Source organism: Singulisphaera chitinilytica, from assembly GCF_049331405.1.
Classification (GTDB): Bacteria; Planctomycetota; Planctomycetia; order Isosphaerales; family Isosphaeraceae; genus PoT.
The window spans coordinates 3,911,468-3,926,413 of the sequence record NZ_CP186274.1 but is presented as its reverse complement, the minus strand read 5'-3'; the positions used below and the strand labels follow the sequence as shown (position 1 = coordinate 3,926,413).

Here is a 14,946-nt window from a genome sequence, read left to right as displayed (position 1 = left end):
CGTTCAATGACGGACGAAGGGAAGAAGCGACGGCCGAACGGAGCGAGGATCGGCCACTCGACGGCCGCCGCAATCTCTCCGAGGACTTGGCACGAAATCCGAAGCCCAATTGGCCCAAAGGGCGAAGTTTTCCGAACGACCCGACTGGCCTCTGATGCCCTCAAGCTTCATCGAGCAGCAGCGCCTCGGGCGTGTCAACTCGCGTGGCCGAAATACGCTCGGCCTCGTCGATCATCGCACGCAACCGGTCGAATTCTTCCGGAGTCGGCGACTTCGAATCCAGCAGGGCGACCATCACGCGATCGAGGGCACCATCGAAGACGCGGTCGACGAATCGCTTGGTCAGCTCGCGAATCGTGCGATCGGACGACTTCTTGGGGATGTAGATGAAGGTACGCCCTTCCACGACGTGGCGGACGAGACCCTTCTTATCTTCCATGATGTTCAGCAAGGTCTGCACGGTGCTGTAAGCCACCGGGCCGGCCGTCTTGTTCAGGTCGTCCTGGACCTCGCGAACACTCGCCTTGCCTCGAACCCAGAGGATCTTCAGGATCTCCAGTTCACGGTCGGTCACCATTTGAACTTTGCGCACGACGCCCCTCCTCCAGTAAAATGAGAATGATCATTTCCGTAACCTAACAATTGCTTTGGCCCTCAGCAACCCTAAGGTTATCGGAATCCTTCACGATCTGCCTGACGGGAGCATATCCCATACCGAACGTCGCTTTGAAACCTCGCGGGCGGAGGCACATGTCGACGCGACCCACTCTCACTCGCACTCTCTCAGGATGCCTTTTTTTTGGCGCCGGACAAGCGTTTTTCCAGGAGTTCGGGAAATTTCGGATACCAGCGCCGATTGAGGGGGGAGGGGTGCGGCAGGGGCATGAGGGTGACCCGTTTCTCGACGGCAGCACCTTCGACGTTCGCCTTGAGGTTGCATTCGAACTCGGATTCATAGCGATCCTCTCGCTCCCAGAATGCAGCGATCTCCTTCGGATCGGCATAGGGCTCGAACCACTCGAAGGCCTCGGTTCCCAGCGTCAGGATCGAGTTCCCCTTCCAGAAACCCGCCAAGAACGCGGCGATGAAGGGGCGGAAGCGTTCTTTCACCGCATTGGTGTAGGCCTTATTTCCCGGGGGCTTGTAGGGGACGGTGTTGGTCAAAAGGATATGATCGAGCACGGATTCGAGCTTTTTATCCGACTTCGGGGGCACCTTGCCGAATTCGGCCACGTAGACCCCGGTCCGCACGAGCCGACCACCCGCACCGATCAAAGGTTGACCCGCCGCGACCTCGTCCTTGCCGAGGTCTCTCGCGAAGACGCAAACGGGAGAGTCGAGCGAGCCCGCATAGAGGATCGGCGCATTCGGATCTTTTTCCGCAGCTTCGTAAACGGACGTGTCGACCGGAAAGGGTTCTCGAATTGCCTCATTTTGGATCGCTTCGATCAGCTTTTCGAGTGACGGCATGAGAATCGGACCTCAATCTGAGAATCGGACCGCCGACCCGGCTACGCCGATGTGTCGATGGGCGAACCAGGTCCGGTATGGTGTGTCCAGTGTGTCGCCGGGGCCGACCTTTTTGTTAAGATCATAACGCGGAGAGGGTTCCAAAGTCCGAGGGATTCCTTCGGGCGGCAAGGTGAGTGCGTCATGACGCGAATTGCGACCTACGACACGACGTTGCGCGATGGCAGCCAGGGAGAAGGCGTCAACTTTTCGCTCCAGGATAAGCTGCTGATTACCGCGCGTCTCGATGCGCTCGGCATCGACTACATCGAGGGGGGCTACCCGCTCTCAAACCCCAAGGATGCCGCCTACTTCCGGGCCGTCCGCGACCTGGACCTCGGCCACAGCCGCGTCTCGGCGTTCGGCATGACCCGACGCAAGGGGATCTCCGCCGAGGACGACACCGGCCTCAAGGCACTCGTGGCGGCCGAGACCCCCGTCGTCACCATCGTTGGAAAGAGCTGGGATTTCCAGGCCCAGGAAGTCCTCGGGGTCTCGCTCGAAGAGAACCTGAGGATGATCTCCGACTCGGTGGCCTTCTGCGCCTCGCACGTCTCCGAAATCGTGTACGACGCCGAGCACTTCTTCGACGGCTACAAGCGTAACCCCGAGTACGCGCTGAAGACCATCCAGGCCGCGGCGGCCGCCGGCGCCGCCTGGATCGTCCTCTGCGACACCAACGGCGGGACGCTCCCGGAAGAAGTCGCTAAGGCGGTAGCCGACGTCCGCGCCAACGTCAGCGTCCCGATCGGGATCCACACCCACAACGACTGCGACCTCGCGGTGGCGAACACCCTCGCCGCCGTTTATCAGGGGGCAACGCAGGTCCAGGGGACGATCAATGGGATCGGCGAGCGCTGCGGCAACGTCGACCTCTGCAGCGTGATCGCCAACCTCGGAATCAAGCTCTCGGGCTTCGAGATCATCGCCGAGGACAAGCTGAGGCACCTGACCGAAATCTCGCGCTATGTCTACGAGACGGCGAACATGAATTTTCGCCCGGGGCAGCCGTTCGTCGGCACCAGCGCGTTCGCCCACAAGGGGGGCATGCACGTCCACGGCATCCGCAAGAATGCCGTGAGCTACGAGCACATCGACCCCAGCCTCGTCGGCAACGAGCGTCGGGTCCTCGTCAGTGAGTTGTCGGGCAAGTCGAACATCGCCGAGAAGCTCGGCGAGCACGGGCTCGAGCAGGACAATGAACTCCTCGCGAAGGTCCTCGATCGGATCCAGGACCTCGAGAACGAGGGCTACCAGTTCGAGGCGGCCGAGGCCTCGTTCGTCTTGCTGGTGGAACGACTCGCCGGCCGAGACCGCCCCAGCTTCGAACGGCTCGGCTATCACGTCAGCGTCTCGGGCTCGTCCGTGGGGCATGCGGTGACCGAGGCCACGGTCAAACTCCGCGTGGGCGAGGTTCTCGAGCACACGGTGAGCGAAGGCGACGGCCCGGTCAACGCCCTCGACGGTGCCGTGCGGAAGGCCCTCGAGTCGCATTTTCCCTGTCTCCGCGAGATGCAACTCGTCGACTACAAGGTCCGCGTCATCAACGGTCGCGAAGGGACCGCCGCCCGGGTCCGCGTCGTCATCGAGAGCAAGGACAACGACTCCGTCTGGGGCACGGTCGGGGTCTCGGAGAACGTCATCGAGGCGAGTTGGCTCGCCCTGGTCGACGCCTTCGAGCACAAGCTCGCCAAGGACGCCCGGCGATCGGGAGTCGGAGCCGCCCTCGTCACCTCGTGAGCGAGTCGTTGTGAGGAGTTGGTCTGGTCGTGCGAGGCCGGCCCGACTCTCCCTCCGACGCCCGGCTTGACATAAACACCACGGCCAATGCGTCCGCGATCGCATCAGCCGACTTCGATGCAGGACCGCCGCGTCGTGCATCTCCCTATACTCAATCCGAGGACCTGTCGGATCCTCTGATGATTCCCTTTCGACATACTTTCTTATCGGATTTCGCATGAGTCTCGCCGAACTTCCCAAGCAATACGATCCCCAGGCCGCCCAGCGGCGCTGGTACGATTTCTGGCTGGAAAAAGGTTATTTCCACGCGGATCCGACGAGTTCCAAGCCTCCTTACACCATCGTCATCCCCCCGCCGAACGTGACGGGCGCACTGCACCTTGGGCACGCCCTCAACAATACGATCCAGGATATCCTCATCCGTTGGCGGCGGATGCAAGGCTTCGACGCCCTCTGGATGCCGGGCACCGACCACGCCGGCATCGCGACGCAAGCCGTCGTGGAGCGGCGTCTCTTCGAGGGAGAGAAGAAGACTCGCCACGACCTCGGCCGCGAAGCCCTGGTCAAGCGCATCTGGGACTGGAAGAACGAGTACGAGGCTCGAATCCTGGGCCAGTTGCGGCTGATGGGCTGCTCGTGCGACTGGGAGCGGACCCGTTTCACCCTGGATCCGATCTGCGCCAGGGCCGTGCGCACCACGTTCTTCCGCCTCTTCAAGGACGACCTCATCTATCGCGGCAAGCGTCTCGTGAACTGGGACACGCACCTCCGCACGGCGGTGGCCGACGACGAGATCGAGTATGAAGATGTGCAAGGCCACCTCTGGACCATCAAGTACCCCGTGACGGGCTCCGCCGACGGCGAGGCCCTGCACGTGGCGACCACGCGTCCCGAGACGATGCTCGGCGACACGGCGGTGGCGGTGCATCCCGAGGACCCGCGCTACAAGCACCTGATCGGCCGGACGCTGACCCTCCCCCTCGCCGGCCGAGAGATCCCGATCATCGCCGACGCGATCCTCGTCGACCCCAAATTCGGCACCGGTTGCGTGAAGGTGACCCCCGCGCACGACCCGAACGACTACCAGACCGGTCTTCGGCACAAGCTGCCGATGATCAACCTGCTGAACCCTGACGGGACTTACAACTCCGAGGCCGGCGACTACGAGGGCCTGCACACCAAGGTAGTGCGCAAGCGGGTGATCGCCGACCTCGAGGCCCAGGGTTGGCTCGTGAAGGTGGAACCCCACGCCAACCGGGTGGGAATCTCCGACCGCAGCAAGACCCCGATCGAGCCATACCTCTCCGACCAGTGGTTCGTGCGGATGGACACCCTCGCCCAGAGCGCCATGGATGCCGTGACCAGCGAGCGGGTGAAGATCCACCCCGAGCGTTACGCCAAGAGCTATCTCGACTGGCTCGGCGAGAAGCGCGACTGGTGCATCAGCCGCCAACTCTGGTGGGGGCATCGTATCCCGATCTGGCACTGCCCCGACGCCACCGAAGCCGACCTCGAACGCGCCTTCTCCGGACGAGACGACGTGGTCTGGCGTAAGGCCGAGGCAGGGGGATGGCTCGTCTGTTCCGAGTCGGATCTCGGCGAGGATGCACTTGGTGCAGGGCTGCACCTCGAGCAGGATCCCGACGTCCTCGACACCTGGTTCAGCTCCGCCCTCTGGCCGCACTCCACGCTGGGTTGGCCCGAGGAGACTCCCGAGCTCGCCAAGTATTATCCGACGAGCGTCCTCTCCACCGCTCGCGACATCATCACGCTCTGGGTGGCGAGGATGGTGATGTTCGGCCTCTTCAACCGAGACGAGATCCCCTTTCGCGACGTCTTCATCCATCCGGTGATCCAGGATGGCAAGGGCGAGCGGATGTCGAAGACCAAGGGGAACGGCATCGACCCTGTGGATATCATCGACCTCTACGGCGCAGACGCCCTGCGATTCACCCTGGCGATCTCCGCCACGGAGACGCAGGACCTCCGGATGCCCGTGGACAAGGCGAAGCTCCCCGACGGCCGCGAGGTGAACACCTCCGAACGATTCGAGCAGGGCAGGACGTTCCCGAACAAGTTCTGGAACGCCGCGCGCCTCGTGCTGATGAACCTCGAGGGCTACGAGCCCGCCGAGGTCAACCCGGCCGATCTCGCCGTCGAGGACCGCTGGATCCTCAGCCGGCTCGAGGAGACGGCACGCCTGACGACCGAGCATCTCGAAGTCTTCCGCTTCTCCGAGGCGACCAAGGGTCTCCGAGAGTTCACCTGGGACGACTTCTGCGACTGGTATCTCGAGTTCGTCAAAGCCAGGCTCCGCGACTCGGCCTCGAAACCCCTGGCCCAGCGTGTGCTCGCCACCGTCCTGGACGGCCTCTGCCGGCTCCTGCACCCGATCATGCCGTTCGTGACGGAGCAAGTCTGGCAGGCCCTGGGATCGGTCGCCCCGATGCGAGGGATCCCGCTCGCCTCGTCCGCGGAGAGCGTTTGCGTTGCCCCCTGGCCCACGTTCCCTGCAACGCTGTCTGACCCGGAAGCCTCGCAAACCGTGGCCCTCTGGCAGGATCTGATCCGGACGATCCGCAACCTGAAAGCTGAGCACAACGTCCCTCGCGACGCCAAGATCGAGCCGATCGTCGAAGGCAGCGGTGCGAACGCCGCGGCCTTCAATCAGGGCCTGGCGTTCATCCGCGATCTGCCGAACGCCGCCTCGGTGACGATCGTCGAGCATGCCGAGCCTGCGGAGGGGAGTGCGGTGGCCGTACGTCCTTACGGCCGGGTGATCCTGCCGCTCGAGAACGTGATCGACCGCGAGGCCGAGGCGGCGAGGCTTCGGAAAGAGCTCACCGACCTGGAGAAGCAGCTCGCCTCAGTCCGCTCGAAGTTGCAGAACGAGTCATTCGTGAGCCGGGCCCCGGCCTCGCTCGTGGAGCAGCAGCGTGCCAAGGAAACGGAGCTCGAGTCGAGGCGGGCGGAAGTCCTGGCCCTGCTGGCCAGGTACGAAGTGAAGTCGTGAACGCCTTCGTCGCGTTGACGGGTCGAGCGCGGCCCCTTATCATCAGTCGATGAGGGGCATCGCTCCTCCGCATCCGATCCGCAACCTCGTCGCCGGCCTGGCTATTCCGGCGACGCCTCCGTGATGTCGGCGTCCAGGGGGACCACCGCCGTGCCCGTGCAGATGGAACTAACGCGGATCATCATCAACGACAATAATGAGCAGCAGATCATCTTCCTGAAGGAAGTGGATGGCGAACGGACGTTCCCGATCGTGATCGGCATCTACGAGGCAAGCAGCATCGATCGGCGTGTGAGGGGAATTCCCTCCCCTCGCCCCTTGACTCACGACCTCCTCGCCAACACCATCGAACTCTTGAACGGCGAACTCCAGGACATCTACATCAGCGAACTTCGCGAGCACACCTACTACGCCAAACTCAGAATCCGCCACGGCGGCGAACTCATCGAGGTCGATTCGCGTCCGAGTGATGCCATCGCCGTCGCAGTGACGATTGACGTCCCGATCTTCGTCGCCGAGGACATCATCGACGAAGTTGGACAGTGACATAATCGGTCGACTCCATTTGAGCCGACCGATCCGTATCCGGAGGGGTGCCAGAGTGGCCGATTGGGACGGTCTTGAAAACCGTAGATGGCGCAAGTCATCCGTGGGTTCGAATCCCACCCCCTCCGCTCCGCCAGCGTCCGCCATCTCCCGCCCTTGAGCGTCTAAGACCACAATCTCCAACGGGTTAGAGCCTTCGAGATCGAGCCCATCCGGGCGGATACTCGTATCGGAGTTTCCGCCCGTATCCGCCGGCAGTTGTCCCCGTCCGTCCCCGTCGGTGGGCAATAGGTGGGCAAGGGGTTTGTTTATAAGATCGGGTTCGGCCGAGGGCAGGGCTGCCAATGCGGCAGACTGGTCGGCCAGGCCGACGTGGCTGTAGACCCCGAGCGTGAGGGTCGGGGTCGAGTGCCGGGCGAGGGTCTGGACCGTCTTGACCGGGGCGCTCGACCTGGCCAGGGCGGTGACGTAGGAGTGCCGCAGGGCGTGGAAGTCGGCCACCTTGCCCGAGGCGTCCTTGTAGGGGATGCCGGCCCGCTTGAGGTCGCGCTGGATCAGCAGGTTCGTGTGCTGGGTCAGGATGCCGAAGACGGGGCGGCCGGGCTCCTTGTCGGCCAGCCAGGGGCGGAGGGCCTCGGCCAGGTCGAGGCGGATCGGCTGGACGTCGTCGCGTCGGCGCTTCGAGTAGGCGGCGGCCACCGTGATCGTGGGCGGGTCGTCGCCGAGGCGGAAGGCCTCGGGCGTGAGGGACCGCAGCTCGTTGGCCCGGAACCCGGTCCCGAGCGCCACCCGGTAGAGGGCGGCCCGGTCGGGGCCTCCGATCTTGAGCGATGGCTCCCCGGACTCGGCGGCCTTGAAGAGGGCGGCCTGCTCCTCGACCGTGAGGGGGCGTCGGCGGTGCCTTCGGTCGGCGTCGGGGTTGGGGCTCGTGAGGTGGGCGAGGGTGTCCTGGGCCGAGCGTCCGTCCCGCCAGAGCCACCTCGAGAACCCCTTGGCCGCGCGGGTGTAGTGGTGGAGCGAGCGGAGGGAGACGCCGCGGCGTCCCCCCTCGCCGTCCCGGATCTCCTTGAGGGCGGCCTGGACCCTCGAGGGGATGAGGTCGGAGATCCGCCCGAGGTTGGCCAGCTCCACGATGCGGGTCACGCGGTTGCGGCTGAGGTCGGCGTGCTGCTGGGTCGAATCCTTGGCCAGCAGGTAGGCTTTCCAGTCCTCGACGTGGGCGGGCAGGGGGCGTGCCTCGTGCACGTTCCGGGCGAGCTGCTTCGGGTCGAGGATCCCGGCCTTGACCTTGGCGGCCTCGCCCTCGGCGGCCCGGGCGAGCTCCTCGGTCACGCGCTTGTCGGTCGTCCCCTTGCGCTCGACCTTCTCGCCGTTCGCTCCGGTGAAGCGGTAGTACCAGAACTTGCCGCGCTTCCGCAGGGATGCCATGGGCTCACTTCCCTTTCGGCTTCGGTTGGTCGATCCAGGCCTTGATCGTCTCGGGCTTCCATCTGGGCATCCGGCCCAGCACCAGGTCGGGCTCCGGGATGGACTTCGCGGCCCGGAGCCTCTCGAGGAGGCGTCGGGAGATGTTCAGCGTCTTCGCCAGCTCGTCCATGCCGATCATGGTATCGAGGACGACCGGGGCGGGGGGCTGCTTCGTTGACGGGGGCATTCGTCGGGTTCCTCGAGGGTTCGGGGGTGGCCGGTCATCTCGACGACCAGCGATAGACTCTCATGGCCCGGCCGGTGCGGGACCGCTCCTCGGCCGATCGGATGAAGCCGCCGCTCTCGAGGGCCTCGAGGACCCCGAGGATCTCGGCGGGGGTGGCATTGCGTGCCGCATAGTTCCCGAGGCTGCCGACCGTGTGGGGGCCGGCGACCAGGGCCATCACGAGCCTCGCGCGTTCGATCCTCTTCATGAGGCGGCCCCCGGCGCGAAGTCTCTCGGGGTGGCACTCCGGCCCGCGAGCGGCGGCCAGTCGGGGGCGGGATCCAGCTCGGCCGGGAGCGCGTCGGGGTCGTCCTTCCCTCCGGCCAGCCAGTCGGAGAGCAGCTCCCCGCACCCCGAACACAAGGAGACGTCCGGGCGGCCTATGGAGGCCGCGGATATCCGCAGGGCCAGGCCGTCAACGATGATGCTACCGCACCTCTGACAAAGGCTTCGCCGTTCAGTCACGGGTCTTACCTCCGAGGGATTGGACCTGCTCCTCGAGCCGCTTCACCTGGAGACGCAGGAGTAGGTTCTTGGCCCGTTCGAGGGAACAGGCCTCGCGTTGGGTCTTGATCCTCTGTCTCGAGCGCTCGAGCCTTCGGCAGAGGTCGTTGATGCGGTCTTCGAGGTCGTCAACGACCGCCCCCCAGTACGAAGGCAGGTCGTCCCGGCGTGGGGTCTCAGCCATGGCTCGAGCCTCAGAAGGAACCTTTATCGAAGGGGGTTGCCACGCCATTGGATTTCAGGAACGCCCCGAGTTCCTGGCTTTCGACCTTCCACCCTTGCCGCAGCTTCCCGATGTTGCAGATGGAGTCGACCCGATACCACTCGTAGCCAGGATGGGCATCGGAGAGAGCCTCTTGAGCCGCTGGCAACTCGAGGTCACACGGACTTAGGGCGATGCATTCCATCGGGCCGCCGTTGCTGCCGTTGTCCGCCTCGCCGCTGATCTTCCAGACCGTCATGAGAGATTGCCTTTCGATGTCAGGGCAGCCGCCTTACGCGACTCCCATCGGGCCAGGGAAAGCTTGAAGTGTTTGATGACCTCGCGATTGTGGTCGGTGCGCGAAGGGTCCAGGCCGATGTAATAGCCGCTCGGGTGGACCTTCCCCCAACAGTGCGAGACGCGGTGCGCGACCTTGTCAGAGCGAAACGGCGGCGCGGGCCAGCTGTGGAGGTGATCCCCCTTGCAGAATGGGCACCACACGATGATGCCGAGATGGGGGGGGCTCGATTCGAGGATGACCATTCGACCGGCGAGCAGGATGTCATTGGGCTTGAGCGAACGTCTCGTCATCGTCTGCCTTTCTCCGCTTGCTGGGTCTTAAGGTTCGAAACCTCTTCGAAGGCGAGACGCTCGGCCTCGCGCCAGTCGTGAGCTTGATCCTCGAGTTGGTTCGCCCGTCGGCCCCACCGCTCCCGCCACTCGACTTGCCACGAAGGGAGCACCGAGCGGCAGCTCGGGAGCTCAATGACGGGAGCCGGCTCGGGCGTCGGGGTAGCGGGTTCGGCCGGCTTGGGGTCCGGCCAGGGTATGTTTCGAAGCCAGGCAGGTGGCCAGGACTGGTACGCGATGGTACGCGGACCAATGCACTGCAAGTCCACTATGTGTTCCACTCTTAAGATCCACTAGTTACCTCTTATGTTTCTTTTACTTTCGAACCAATGCGTGCAGTGTTTTGGTACGAGTACCATCGCGTACCAGAAGAGTCAGAAGAAAGAAGGATTAGATATGGCAATTCCCTCATAGAACCGCTTGCGGCTCCCATCTGGAAGGCGTCTATTCGCTGTCTTGATGGTGGGAAGAACCGACCGGAGGTCTCTACCAAAGCGTTGGAGCGTGCCAGCATGCGGATGACCATTCTTGCTGCACCACTCCTTCCAGACGGCGTACAAATCCTCAGCCTGAACCTCGTGATCTTGGCCGATCACGCATCGTTCCTTGAGGAACGCCCCCACTGGGCTGGCGAGATCCTCGAGTTGCTCCACGAGCTCGAGGCTGGATTGCGGCTGAACGAAGTGCCCCCGCTCACGCAGCCGTTGCCATCCGCCTATAGCCCAGAGGAGGATCCCGGGCAGTTCGGGGATGAGCTTGCGCTCGAGGGCGGTGTCCTCCCGCCCGTAGAAGCTGACCGTCAGGCGGAGGATGAGCATCCGTCCGGCCAGGGCCCCGGACTGGTCGGAGAGCCTGGGGAGCTCATTCGAGATGATCGTGAACCGGGCCGGGAGCTTCCCGGACCACGACTCCCGATGCTTCCGGTCGACTGACTGGCCGTCCTCCCCGGAGATGGAGAGGAGCCGCTCGACGATCTGTGCGATGTCCGACCGCCCGGAGAGCCTGGCGTCCGTGATGATGGCGGCCGGTTTGCCGATGAGGGGCGCCAGGCCGAAGTTCGACCCGATGCCCGAGAGCGTCGGGTTGGCGACGTTCGCCTCGCCGATCAGCCGCCTGATGATCCTCGCGATGGTCCCCTTGCCGGAGCGTTTCGGGCCGACCATGAGCAGGATCTTCTGATGCGACGTGTCCGGGGTCAGTAGATGCCCGAACCACTCCTGCAAGAGTGCAATACTCTCCGGATCGTCGGGCCAGAGCGAGTCGAGGAAGGCGAGCCATCCCTCGGGCCGCGGTGCCATGCAGTCGAACGCGTAATCGAGCACGTACGGGCAGAAGAACCGCGGAGTCGGGTCGAGGATTGAGTCGTCCCCGGAGACCAATCCGGGGAGATAGACCAGAGCGTTCCGGGTCGGCAGTACTTCGGTCGCCGAGAAAGGCGGATCACAGTCGAGCCATGAAGGTTGAACCGTGGAGGCGTCGAGCTGGGTGTAACCCCGGAGCGCGAGCGATACGTTGCCGATCAGGTTGTTCGTGACCTTGCGGACCACTGGGGCCGGAGAAGGCTTGCCGGATTCGTCGACCCTGCCGGCCTTCTCCCATGCCCTGATGGCCACCAGGTTGACCCGGTCGAATTCGTGTTTCACCGCGGCTGCCAGCTCCGCGTTGACGTCCTTATCGGTGACTGGCCGATAGGCACCATTCCACCGGATCCACTCGCCCTGCCAGGAGCGTAGCGTCAACCCATCGGGGTGCGAGCACTCACGGTCGCGATAGACCCTGGCAAGGCGATGGGGGTCGTCGACCGCCTCGTTCGGCCTCTCGGGCGACTCGCCTCCCGGCGCCTCGGCGGTACCACTGCTATGTCCGCTCCCGCTCCCGTGCCCGTTCGCCGAGGCTTTGGCCCCGTCGTCGTTTAGGAGCCACCCCCGACGCTGCTCGACCTTGTAAGCGTCGTCGACCTTGTGCCGGAGTTCCCGATCGCTCCAGGGCGGTACGCAGGTCGGGTTGTAGACCTGGGAAAGCAGCCGATAGGCGACCTCGGGCGGGAGGTTGAACCCGGGCCCGACCTTGCACGCGGCCTTGAACGCTTTATCGTGACCGTGCTGCCCGGACACCGCTGGCTCGCATTTCGAGAGGTATGCGACGGCCCGATCCTCGACCGTCCATGACGTGGCCGTGAAGCCTTTGCCCCTCGGCTTCCTTGCGGAAGTTTTGGCCTCCGCTTCCGCCCGGGCCTGCTTGCGCCTGATCTCTTCTTCGAGGTCGGGCCCGGCGGCGAGCTCCGCGATCACGTCGCGGATCTGCTCGGCCGAGACGGGCCGGAGCTCGTCGGGGGCCTTCACGACGTGCGAGTAGCGATGCGGCCTCTCCGGGGTGTCCTCGCCCTTCCGCACCCTGGTCCCGTAAACCTTGGTGATCCTGGATGCGTTGAAGACCCCGGTGTCGATCCTCGCCCCATCGGTCTCGAAGCGGCGGTTGAGCGCCTCGAGGAGCGACCTGGTGAGGTCCCGGCTGGCGTCGTCGTTGGGGAGGTCGTACCCGTAGGACAGGTGCCAGCCGTTGCCGCTGTCGGCCTCGACTGGCTCGGGCCAGCCCTTGCCGTCCAGGTACTCCCGGACGGCAAGGGACACCTCGAGCGCGATCGCCTTCTCCTCGTCGGTCGACGAGAGCTCGCCCTTGGCCTCCCGCTTCACGTCGATATCGATCAGGAGCCGCTTACGGCTGACCACGTCGGTATCCTTGGCGGCCTGGTTCTTACCAAGGCCGGCCCTGATCGGGTTCAGCGTGAAATAGGTGCCCGGGGCCCGATTGGACAGGCGTAAGGCCTCGTGGGCGGCCTCGAGCAACTCCTCGGCCTTGAACTGCCTGGACACAGGCGATGGGCCGGACTTCCCGGGTGCCGTATATCTCAGCACCCGAATTTCGAGCATGTGGCCGGGCTCGGCGAACAGGCCCAGCCAACTCGCGACCTGTCGATCGGTGTACATCGGAGGTGCCTCGGCTATGGCCTGGCTCACCACGCTTCTCCTGGGGTTTGGATGTCGTGATTCCGGATGGTGAAGAGGGGAGCTTCCTCCCGAGGGACATAACCGTCGACGAGGAGGAGGCAGAGGTTTTCCCGGGCCCCGCACGCCGGGCAGAGGTGGCATCGCCCCGCATGGCCCGTGTCGCCGTCGCCCCACTGTCGGGCGATCGCGGTGACGAGCTTCCCGTCGACCCGTAGCCAGTTGACCCTAGTCGCGACCGGCCTGGCCTGGAGCGGGATCGTCGGCGAGTTGTGGTGACTCATCGCCCCGAGCCCTCCCGCTCCAGTCGCTCGGTGATGGTTGCGGCCCATTTCGGGTCATCCACGGGGACCCACCGCAACATGACCATCGCGACGATCGGCCCCGCGAAGAACGGCTGAATGCCGTCAGACCAAGAATTCCTCGACCTCTGGACCCTCCAATAGTGCTTGGCCGTGACAACGCCCACGGTGGCCTCGATGAAGACGCCGCTGCCAAAGCTCATGCACGCGCTCTGGAAGAGCGGCCGGAACGGACGCCCGCGCCGGGGGGCCTGCATCGAGGCTCCATCATTTCCGAGGGCAAACGCGGGCAAGAACGGGATCCTTCTGCTAAACTCCATGGGATCGATCTCCTGGTGACCCTGGTGTGCATCGTGGGGTTTGATCGCAGGGGTGGGACTCGACCGCAGATCGAGGCCCGCCCCGTTTTCGCTTCGCTACGCGAGTCGTTGTCCTCGACTCTTGCGGACCGGCGACGCTGCCGGGGCGGGCGTGTCATCGAGCAACGCCTGCACGTATGGACGATCTTCCGGCTTCAACCAGGGGCAACCCTCGACGGTCCCGGCTGAGCGGCAGTGCTCGACGATCGCCTGGGTGTGCGGCGAGGGATAGCGGAGCTGTTCGAGCAGCCAAGCGACGCGTTCCAACGGTGGCTCGTAGCCGTCACGGCTACTGGATGACTTGAGATCGCGTGAGGAACGTTCTAAAATTCTCATTGCCTGGGCCTTTCGCGGGGCATGGGTGTGAGTTCGGCCCTCGGGCGGTTACAGCCGTCCGGGGGCTTTTTCGTTGAGGGCGCACGACGACCGTGCACACCGTGGGGTGCGGCCCTCGACGACAGGCATCCGCAGTTGTCTCGAGTGCTCAGATGGACCGAGCTGGGCCGCCTCGTCGGGTCACGAGGCGGCGGCGACCGCCTTCATCTGGCGACGCGGGATCACCTTCTTGGACATGGATTTCACGAGCTTGTCAGCATCCTCGGTCGTGAGACAGAGGGCCGTGCCGATCCAGGTGAGTTTCAAATCCATAGCGACGGCCGCGCCTTTGACGAAGTGAACGTTCTCCCCGATCTGTTCAGCGATTTTGCAAAGGGGAAGGATGATGCCCTCCTTTCGTGCTAGAATTCAGTTACACTTGGACAGGCCTCAATGGCATATGAGTTGGCCATCACGGAATTCATTATTCCACTGTTCCGTAACTTGTCAATACGGAATCCTGTAACTTGCTCGTCTTTGCCTTCGACCACCGAATTGGCTGATGTTTAGGAGTGTTGCCGAGGATGCGATTGATCGATAAGGCCCTGCTCGTCGCAATGCAAAAGGGACTTAACCAGGCCGACTTGGCCAAGTTACTTGACATACCTCCGTCGAGGATTTCCGAATGGAAATCCGCTGCTCAGGGCTCGTCTCCCAATCTGAGCCAAGCCTTGAATATCGCTCGTGTCTTAGATGTCAGCCTTGACTGGTTGGCAGACGAATCGAAGGGTGGACCTATCCAGTCAACTCGCAACGAAGAAATTTCAGAGGACGAGTTCGTCATCCTGAAACTGTTGCGACTAATAAAATTGGAGACACGTGTCGTTTTTGCACGTCTGCTATTGATGGATCGATCCATGTTTATGGACATGGAGTCTCTTGCCAAAGCCACGCAGGTGAATGCCAGTCAAGCGTTTGGTTCACATGCTACCCGCTACCATGAGTGCCTTGGAGAAATGTTCAAATTCACGGCTATGATCCGAGAGCGACGAGATAAGGGCCGTAAGGAGGCAAAGAAGCGAACAGGTAAGCGGCCGCCCGTTGATGAAACTGACCCAGACTGAAAGG

General features: G+C 63.7%; 17 protein-coding genes, 1 tRNA gene and 1 pseudogene. 5 read left to right on the top strand and 14 right to left on the bottom strand.

Annotated features, from left to right (window positions below; genetic code table 11):
• Positions 1-160: 160 nt before the first annotated feature.
• Both ACOYYX_RS15875 and ACOYYX_RS15870 read right to left on the bottom strand, forming a co-directional pair.
• Positions 161-592 (bottom strand): BlaI/MecI/CopY family transcriptional regulator, encoded by a 432-nt coding sequence (locus ACOYYX_RS15875; RefSeq protein WP_422930887.1) that lies wholly within the window; start codon positions 590-592, stop codon positions 161-163.
• Positions 593-783: 191 nt separating this feature from the next.
• Positions 784-1,470 (bottom strand): uracil-DNA glycosylase family protein, encoded by a 687-nt coding sequence (locus tag ACOYYX_RS15870; RefSeq protein WP_422930886.1) that lies wholly within the window; start codon positions 1,468-1,470, stop codon positions 784-786.
• A 183-nt stretch (positions 1,471-1,653) separates the two neighbouring features.
• On the opposite strand from ACOYYX_RS15870, the gene cimA reads away from it, so the two are divergent.
• The 4 genes from cimA to ACOYYX_RS15850 all read left to right on the top strand — a co-directional run bounded on the left by cimA (position 1,654) and on the right by ACOYYX_RS15850 (position 6,936).
• Complete coding sequence (gene cimA / locus ACOYYX_RS15865; protein ID WP_422930885.1) at positions 1,654-3,249, top strand: citramalate synthase; 1,596 nt, start codon at positions 1,654-1,656, stop codon at positions 3,247-3,249.
• Positions 3,250-3,466: 217 nt separating this feature from the next.
• Positions 3,467-6,262, top strand: coding sequence for a valine--tRNA ligase (locus ACOYYX_RS15860; RefSeq protein ID WP_422930884.1), 2,796 nt, complete (start codon positions 3,467-3,469; stop codon positions 6,260-6,262).
• Between the two features lie 123 nt (positions 6,263-6,385).
• The gene (locus ACOYYX_RS15855; RefSeq protein ID WP_422930883.1) at positions 6,386-6,808 is read left to right on the top strand and encodes a bifunctional nuclease family protein; all 423 of its coding nucleotides are present in this window, start codon (positions 6,386-6,388) and stop codon (positions 6,806-6,808) included.
• 41 nt (positions 6,809-6,849) lie between these two features.
• A tRNA-Ser gene (locus ACOYYX_RS15850) sits at positions 6,850-6,936 on the top strand.
• Between the two features lie 301 nt (positions 6,937-7,237).
• On the opposite strand, the pseudogene ACOYYX_RS15845 reads toward ACOYYX_RS15850, so the two are convergent.
• From ACOYYX_RS15845 to ACOYYX_RS15790, 12 genes and pseudogenes are all read right to left on the bottom strand, one after another.
• Positions 7,238-8,236: pseudogene (locus tag ACOYYX_RS15845) on the bottom strand (tyrosine-type recombinase/integrase); the annotation flags it as partial.
• A 4-nt stretch (positions 8,237-8,240) separates the two neighbouring features.
• A complete protein-coding gene (locus tag ACOYYX_RS15840) occupies positions 8,241-8,462 on the bottom strand; it encodes a helix-turn-helix transcriptional regulator (RefSeq protein WP_422930882.1) in 222 nt (73 codons plus the stop codon).
• A gap of 34 nt (positions 8,463-8,496) precedes the next feature.
• The gene (locus tag ACOYYX_RS15835) at positions 8,497-8,709 is read right to left on the bottom strand and encodes a hypothetical protein (RefSeq protein ID WP_422930881.1); all 213 of its coding nucleotides are present in this window, start codon (positions 8,707-8,709) and stop codon (positions 8,497-8,499) included.
• Positions 8,706-8,864 carry a hypothetical protein gene (locus ACOYYX_RS15830; protein ID WP_422930880.1) on the bottom strand — a complete coding sequence of 53 codons (159 nt, stop codon included), beginning with the start codon at positions 8,862-8,864 and terminating at the stop codon, positions 8,706-8,708. Before ACOYYX_RS15830 ends, ACOYYX_RS15835 begins: the two co-directional genes overlap by 4 nt.
• Positions 8,865-8,958: 94 nt before the next feature.
• Entirely contained in the window at positions 8,959-9,189 is a 231-nt protein-coding gene (locus ACOYYX_RS15825; RefSeq protein ID WP_422930879.1) for a hypothetical protein, read from the bottom strand.
• A 10-nt stretch (positions 9,190-9,199) separates the two neighbouring features.
• Positions 9,200-9,466: a hypothetical protein gene (locus ACOYYX_RS15820; protein ID WP_422930878.1), complete on the bottom strand. Its 267-nt coding sequence runs from the start codon at positions 9,464-9,466 to the stop codon at positions 9,200-9,202.
• A complete protein-coding gene (locus ACOYYX_RS15815) occupies positions 9,463-9,798 on the bottom strand; it encodes a hypothetical protein (protein ID WP_422930877.1) in 336 nt (111 codons plus the stop codon). Before ACOYYX_RS15815 ends, ACOYYX_RS15820 begins: the two co-directional genes overlap by 4 nt.
• 413 nt (positions 9,799-10,211) lie before the next feature.
• Positions 10,212-12,854: a DNA primase family protein gene (locus ACOYYX_RS15810; protein ID WP_422930876.1), complete on the bottom strand. Its 2,643-nt coding sequence runs from the start codon at positions 12,852-12,854 to the stop codon at positions 10,212-10,214.
• Positions 12,851-13,126 (bottom strand): hypothetical protein, encoded by a 276-nt coding sequence (locus tag ACOYYX_RS15805; RefSeq protein ID WP_422930875.1) that lies wholly within the window; start codon positions 13,124-13,126, stop codon positions 12,851-12,853. Before ACOYYX_RS15805 ends, ACOYYX_RS15810 begins: the two co-directional genes overlap by 4 nt.
• Positions 13,123-13,401 carry a hypothetical protein gene (locus tag ACOYYX_RS15800; RefSeq protein ID WP_422930874.1) on the bottom strand — a complete coding sequence of 93 codons (279 nt, stop codon included), beginning with the start codon at positions 13,399-13,401 and terminating at the stop codon, positions 13,123-13,125. The genes ACOYYX_RS15805 and ACOYYX_RS15800 overlap by 4 nt, the downstream gene beginning before the upstream one ends.
• A gap of 159 nt (positions 13,402-13,560) precedes the next feature.
• Positions 13,561-13,770, bottom strand: a complete 210-nt coding sequence (locus ACOYYX_RS15795) for a hypothetical protein (protein WP_422930873.1) — start codon at positions 13,768-13,770, stop codon at positions 13,561-13,563.
• A 249-nt stretch (positions 13,771-14,019) separates the two neighbouring features.
• Entirely contained in the window at positions 14,020-14,151 is a 132-nt protein-coding gene (locus ACOYYX_RS15790; RefSeq protein WP_422930872.1) for a hypothetical protein, read from the bottom strand.
• 251 nt (positions 14,152-14,402) lie between these two features.
• On the opposite strand from ACOYYX_RS15790, the gene ACOYYX_RS15785 reads away from it, so the two are divergent.
• Positions 14,403-14,942 carry a helix-turn-helix domain-containing protein gene (locus ACOYYX_RS15785; RefSeq protein ID WP_422930871.1) on the top strand — a complete coding sequence of 180 codons (540 nt, stop codon included), beginning with the start codon at positions 14,403-14,405 and terminating at the stop codon, positions 14,940-14,942.
• Positions 14,943-14,946 lie beyond the last annotated feature (4 nt).

What these genes read in the sequence shown, in the direction of transcription:
- ACOYYX_RS15860 (WP_422930884.1), top strand. Translation starts at nt 3,467, where the DNA reads ATGAGTCTCGCCGAACTTCCCAAGCAATACGATCCCCAGGCCGCCCAG.
- ACOYYX_RS15785 (WP_422930871.1), top strand. Translation starts at nt 14,403, where the DNA reads ATGCGATTGATCGATAAGGCCCTGCTCGTCGCAATGCAAAAGGGACTT.
- ACOYYX_RS15840 (WP_422930882.1), bottom strand. Translation starts at nt 8,462, where the DNA reads ATGCCCCCGTCAACGAAGCAGCCCCCCGCCCCGGTCGTCCTCGATACC.
- ACOYYX_RS15870 (WP_422930886.1), bottom strand. Translation starts at nt 1,470, where the DNA reads ATGCCGTCACTCGAAAAGCTGATCGAAGCGATCCAAAATGAGGCAATT.
- ACOYYX_RS15800 (WP_422930874.1), bottom strand. Translation starts at nt 13,401, where the DNA reads ATGCAGGCCCCCCGGCGCGGGCGTCCGTTCCGGCCGCTCTTCCAGAGC.
- ACOYYX_RS15790 (WP_422930872.1), bottom strand. Translation starts at nt 14,151, where the DNA reads ATGGATTTGAAACTCACCTGGATCGGCACGGCCCTCTGTCTCACGACC.
- ACOYYX_RS15835 (WP_422930881.1), bottom strand. Translation starts at nt 8,709, where the DNA reads ATGAAGAGGATCGAACGCGCGAGGCTCGTGATGGCCCTGGTCGCCGGC.
- ACOYYX_RS15825 (WP_422930879.1), bottom strand. Translation starts at nt 9,189, where the DNA reads ATGGCTGAGACCCCACGCCGGGACGACCTGCCTTCGTACTGGGGGGCG.
- cimA (WP_422930885.1), top strand. Translation starts at nt 1,654, where the DNA reads ATGACGCGAATTGCGACCTACGACACGACGTTGCGCGATGGCAGCCAG.
- ACOYYX_RS15815 (WP_422930877.1), bottom strand. Translation starts at nt 9,798, where the DNA reads ATGACGAGACGTTCGCTCAAGCCCAATGACATCCTGCTCGCCGGTCGA.
- ACOYYX_RS15820 (WP_422930878.1), bottom strand. Translation starts at nt 9,466, where the DNA reads ATGACGGTCTGGAAGATCAGCGGCGAGGCGGACAACGGCAGCAACGGC.
- ACOYYX_RS15805 (WP_422930875.1), bottom strand. Translation starts at nt 13,126, where the DNA reads ATGAGTCACCACAACTCGCCGACGATCCCGCTCCAGGCCAGGCCGGTC.
- ACOYYX_RS15855 (WP_422930883.1), top strand. Translation starts at nt 6,386, where the DNA reads ATGTCGGCGTCCAGGGGGACCACCGCCGTGCCCGTGCAGATGGAACTA.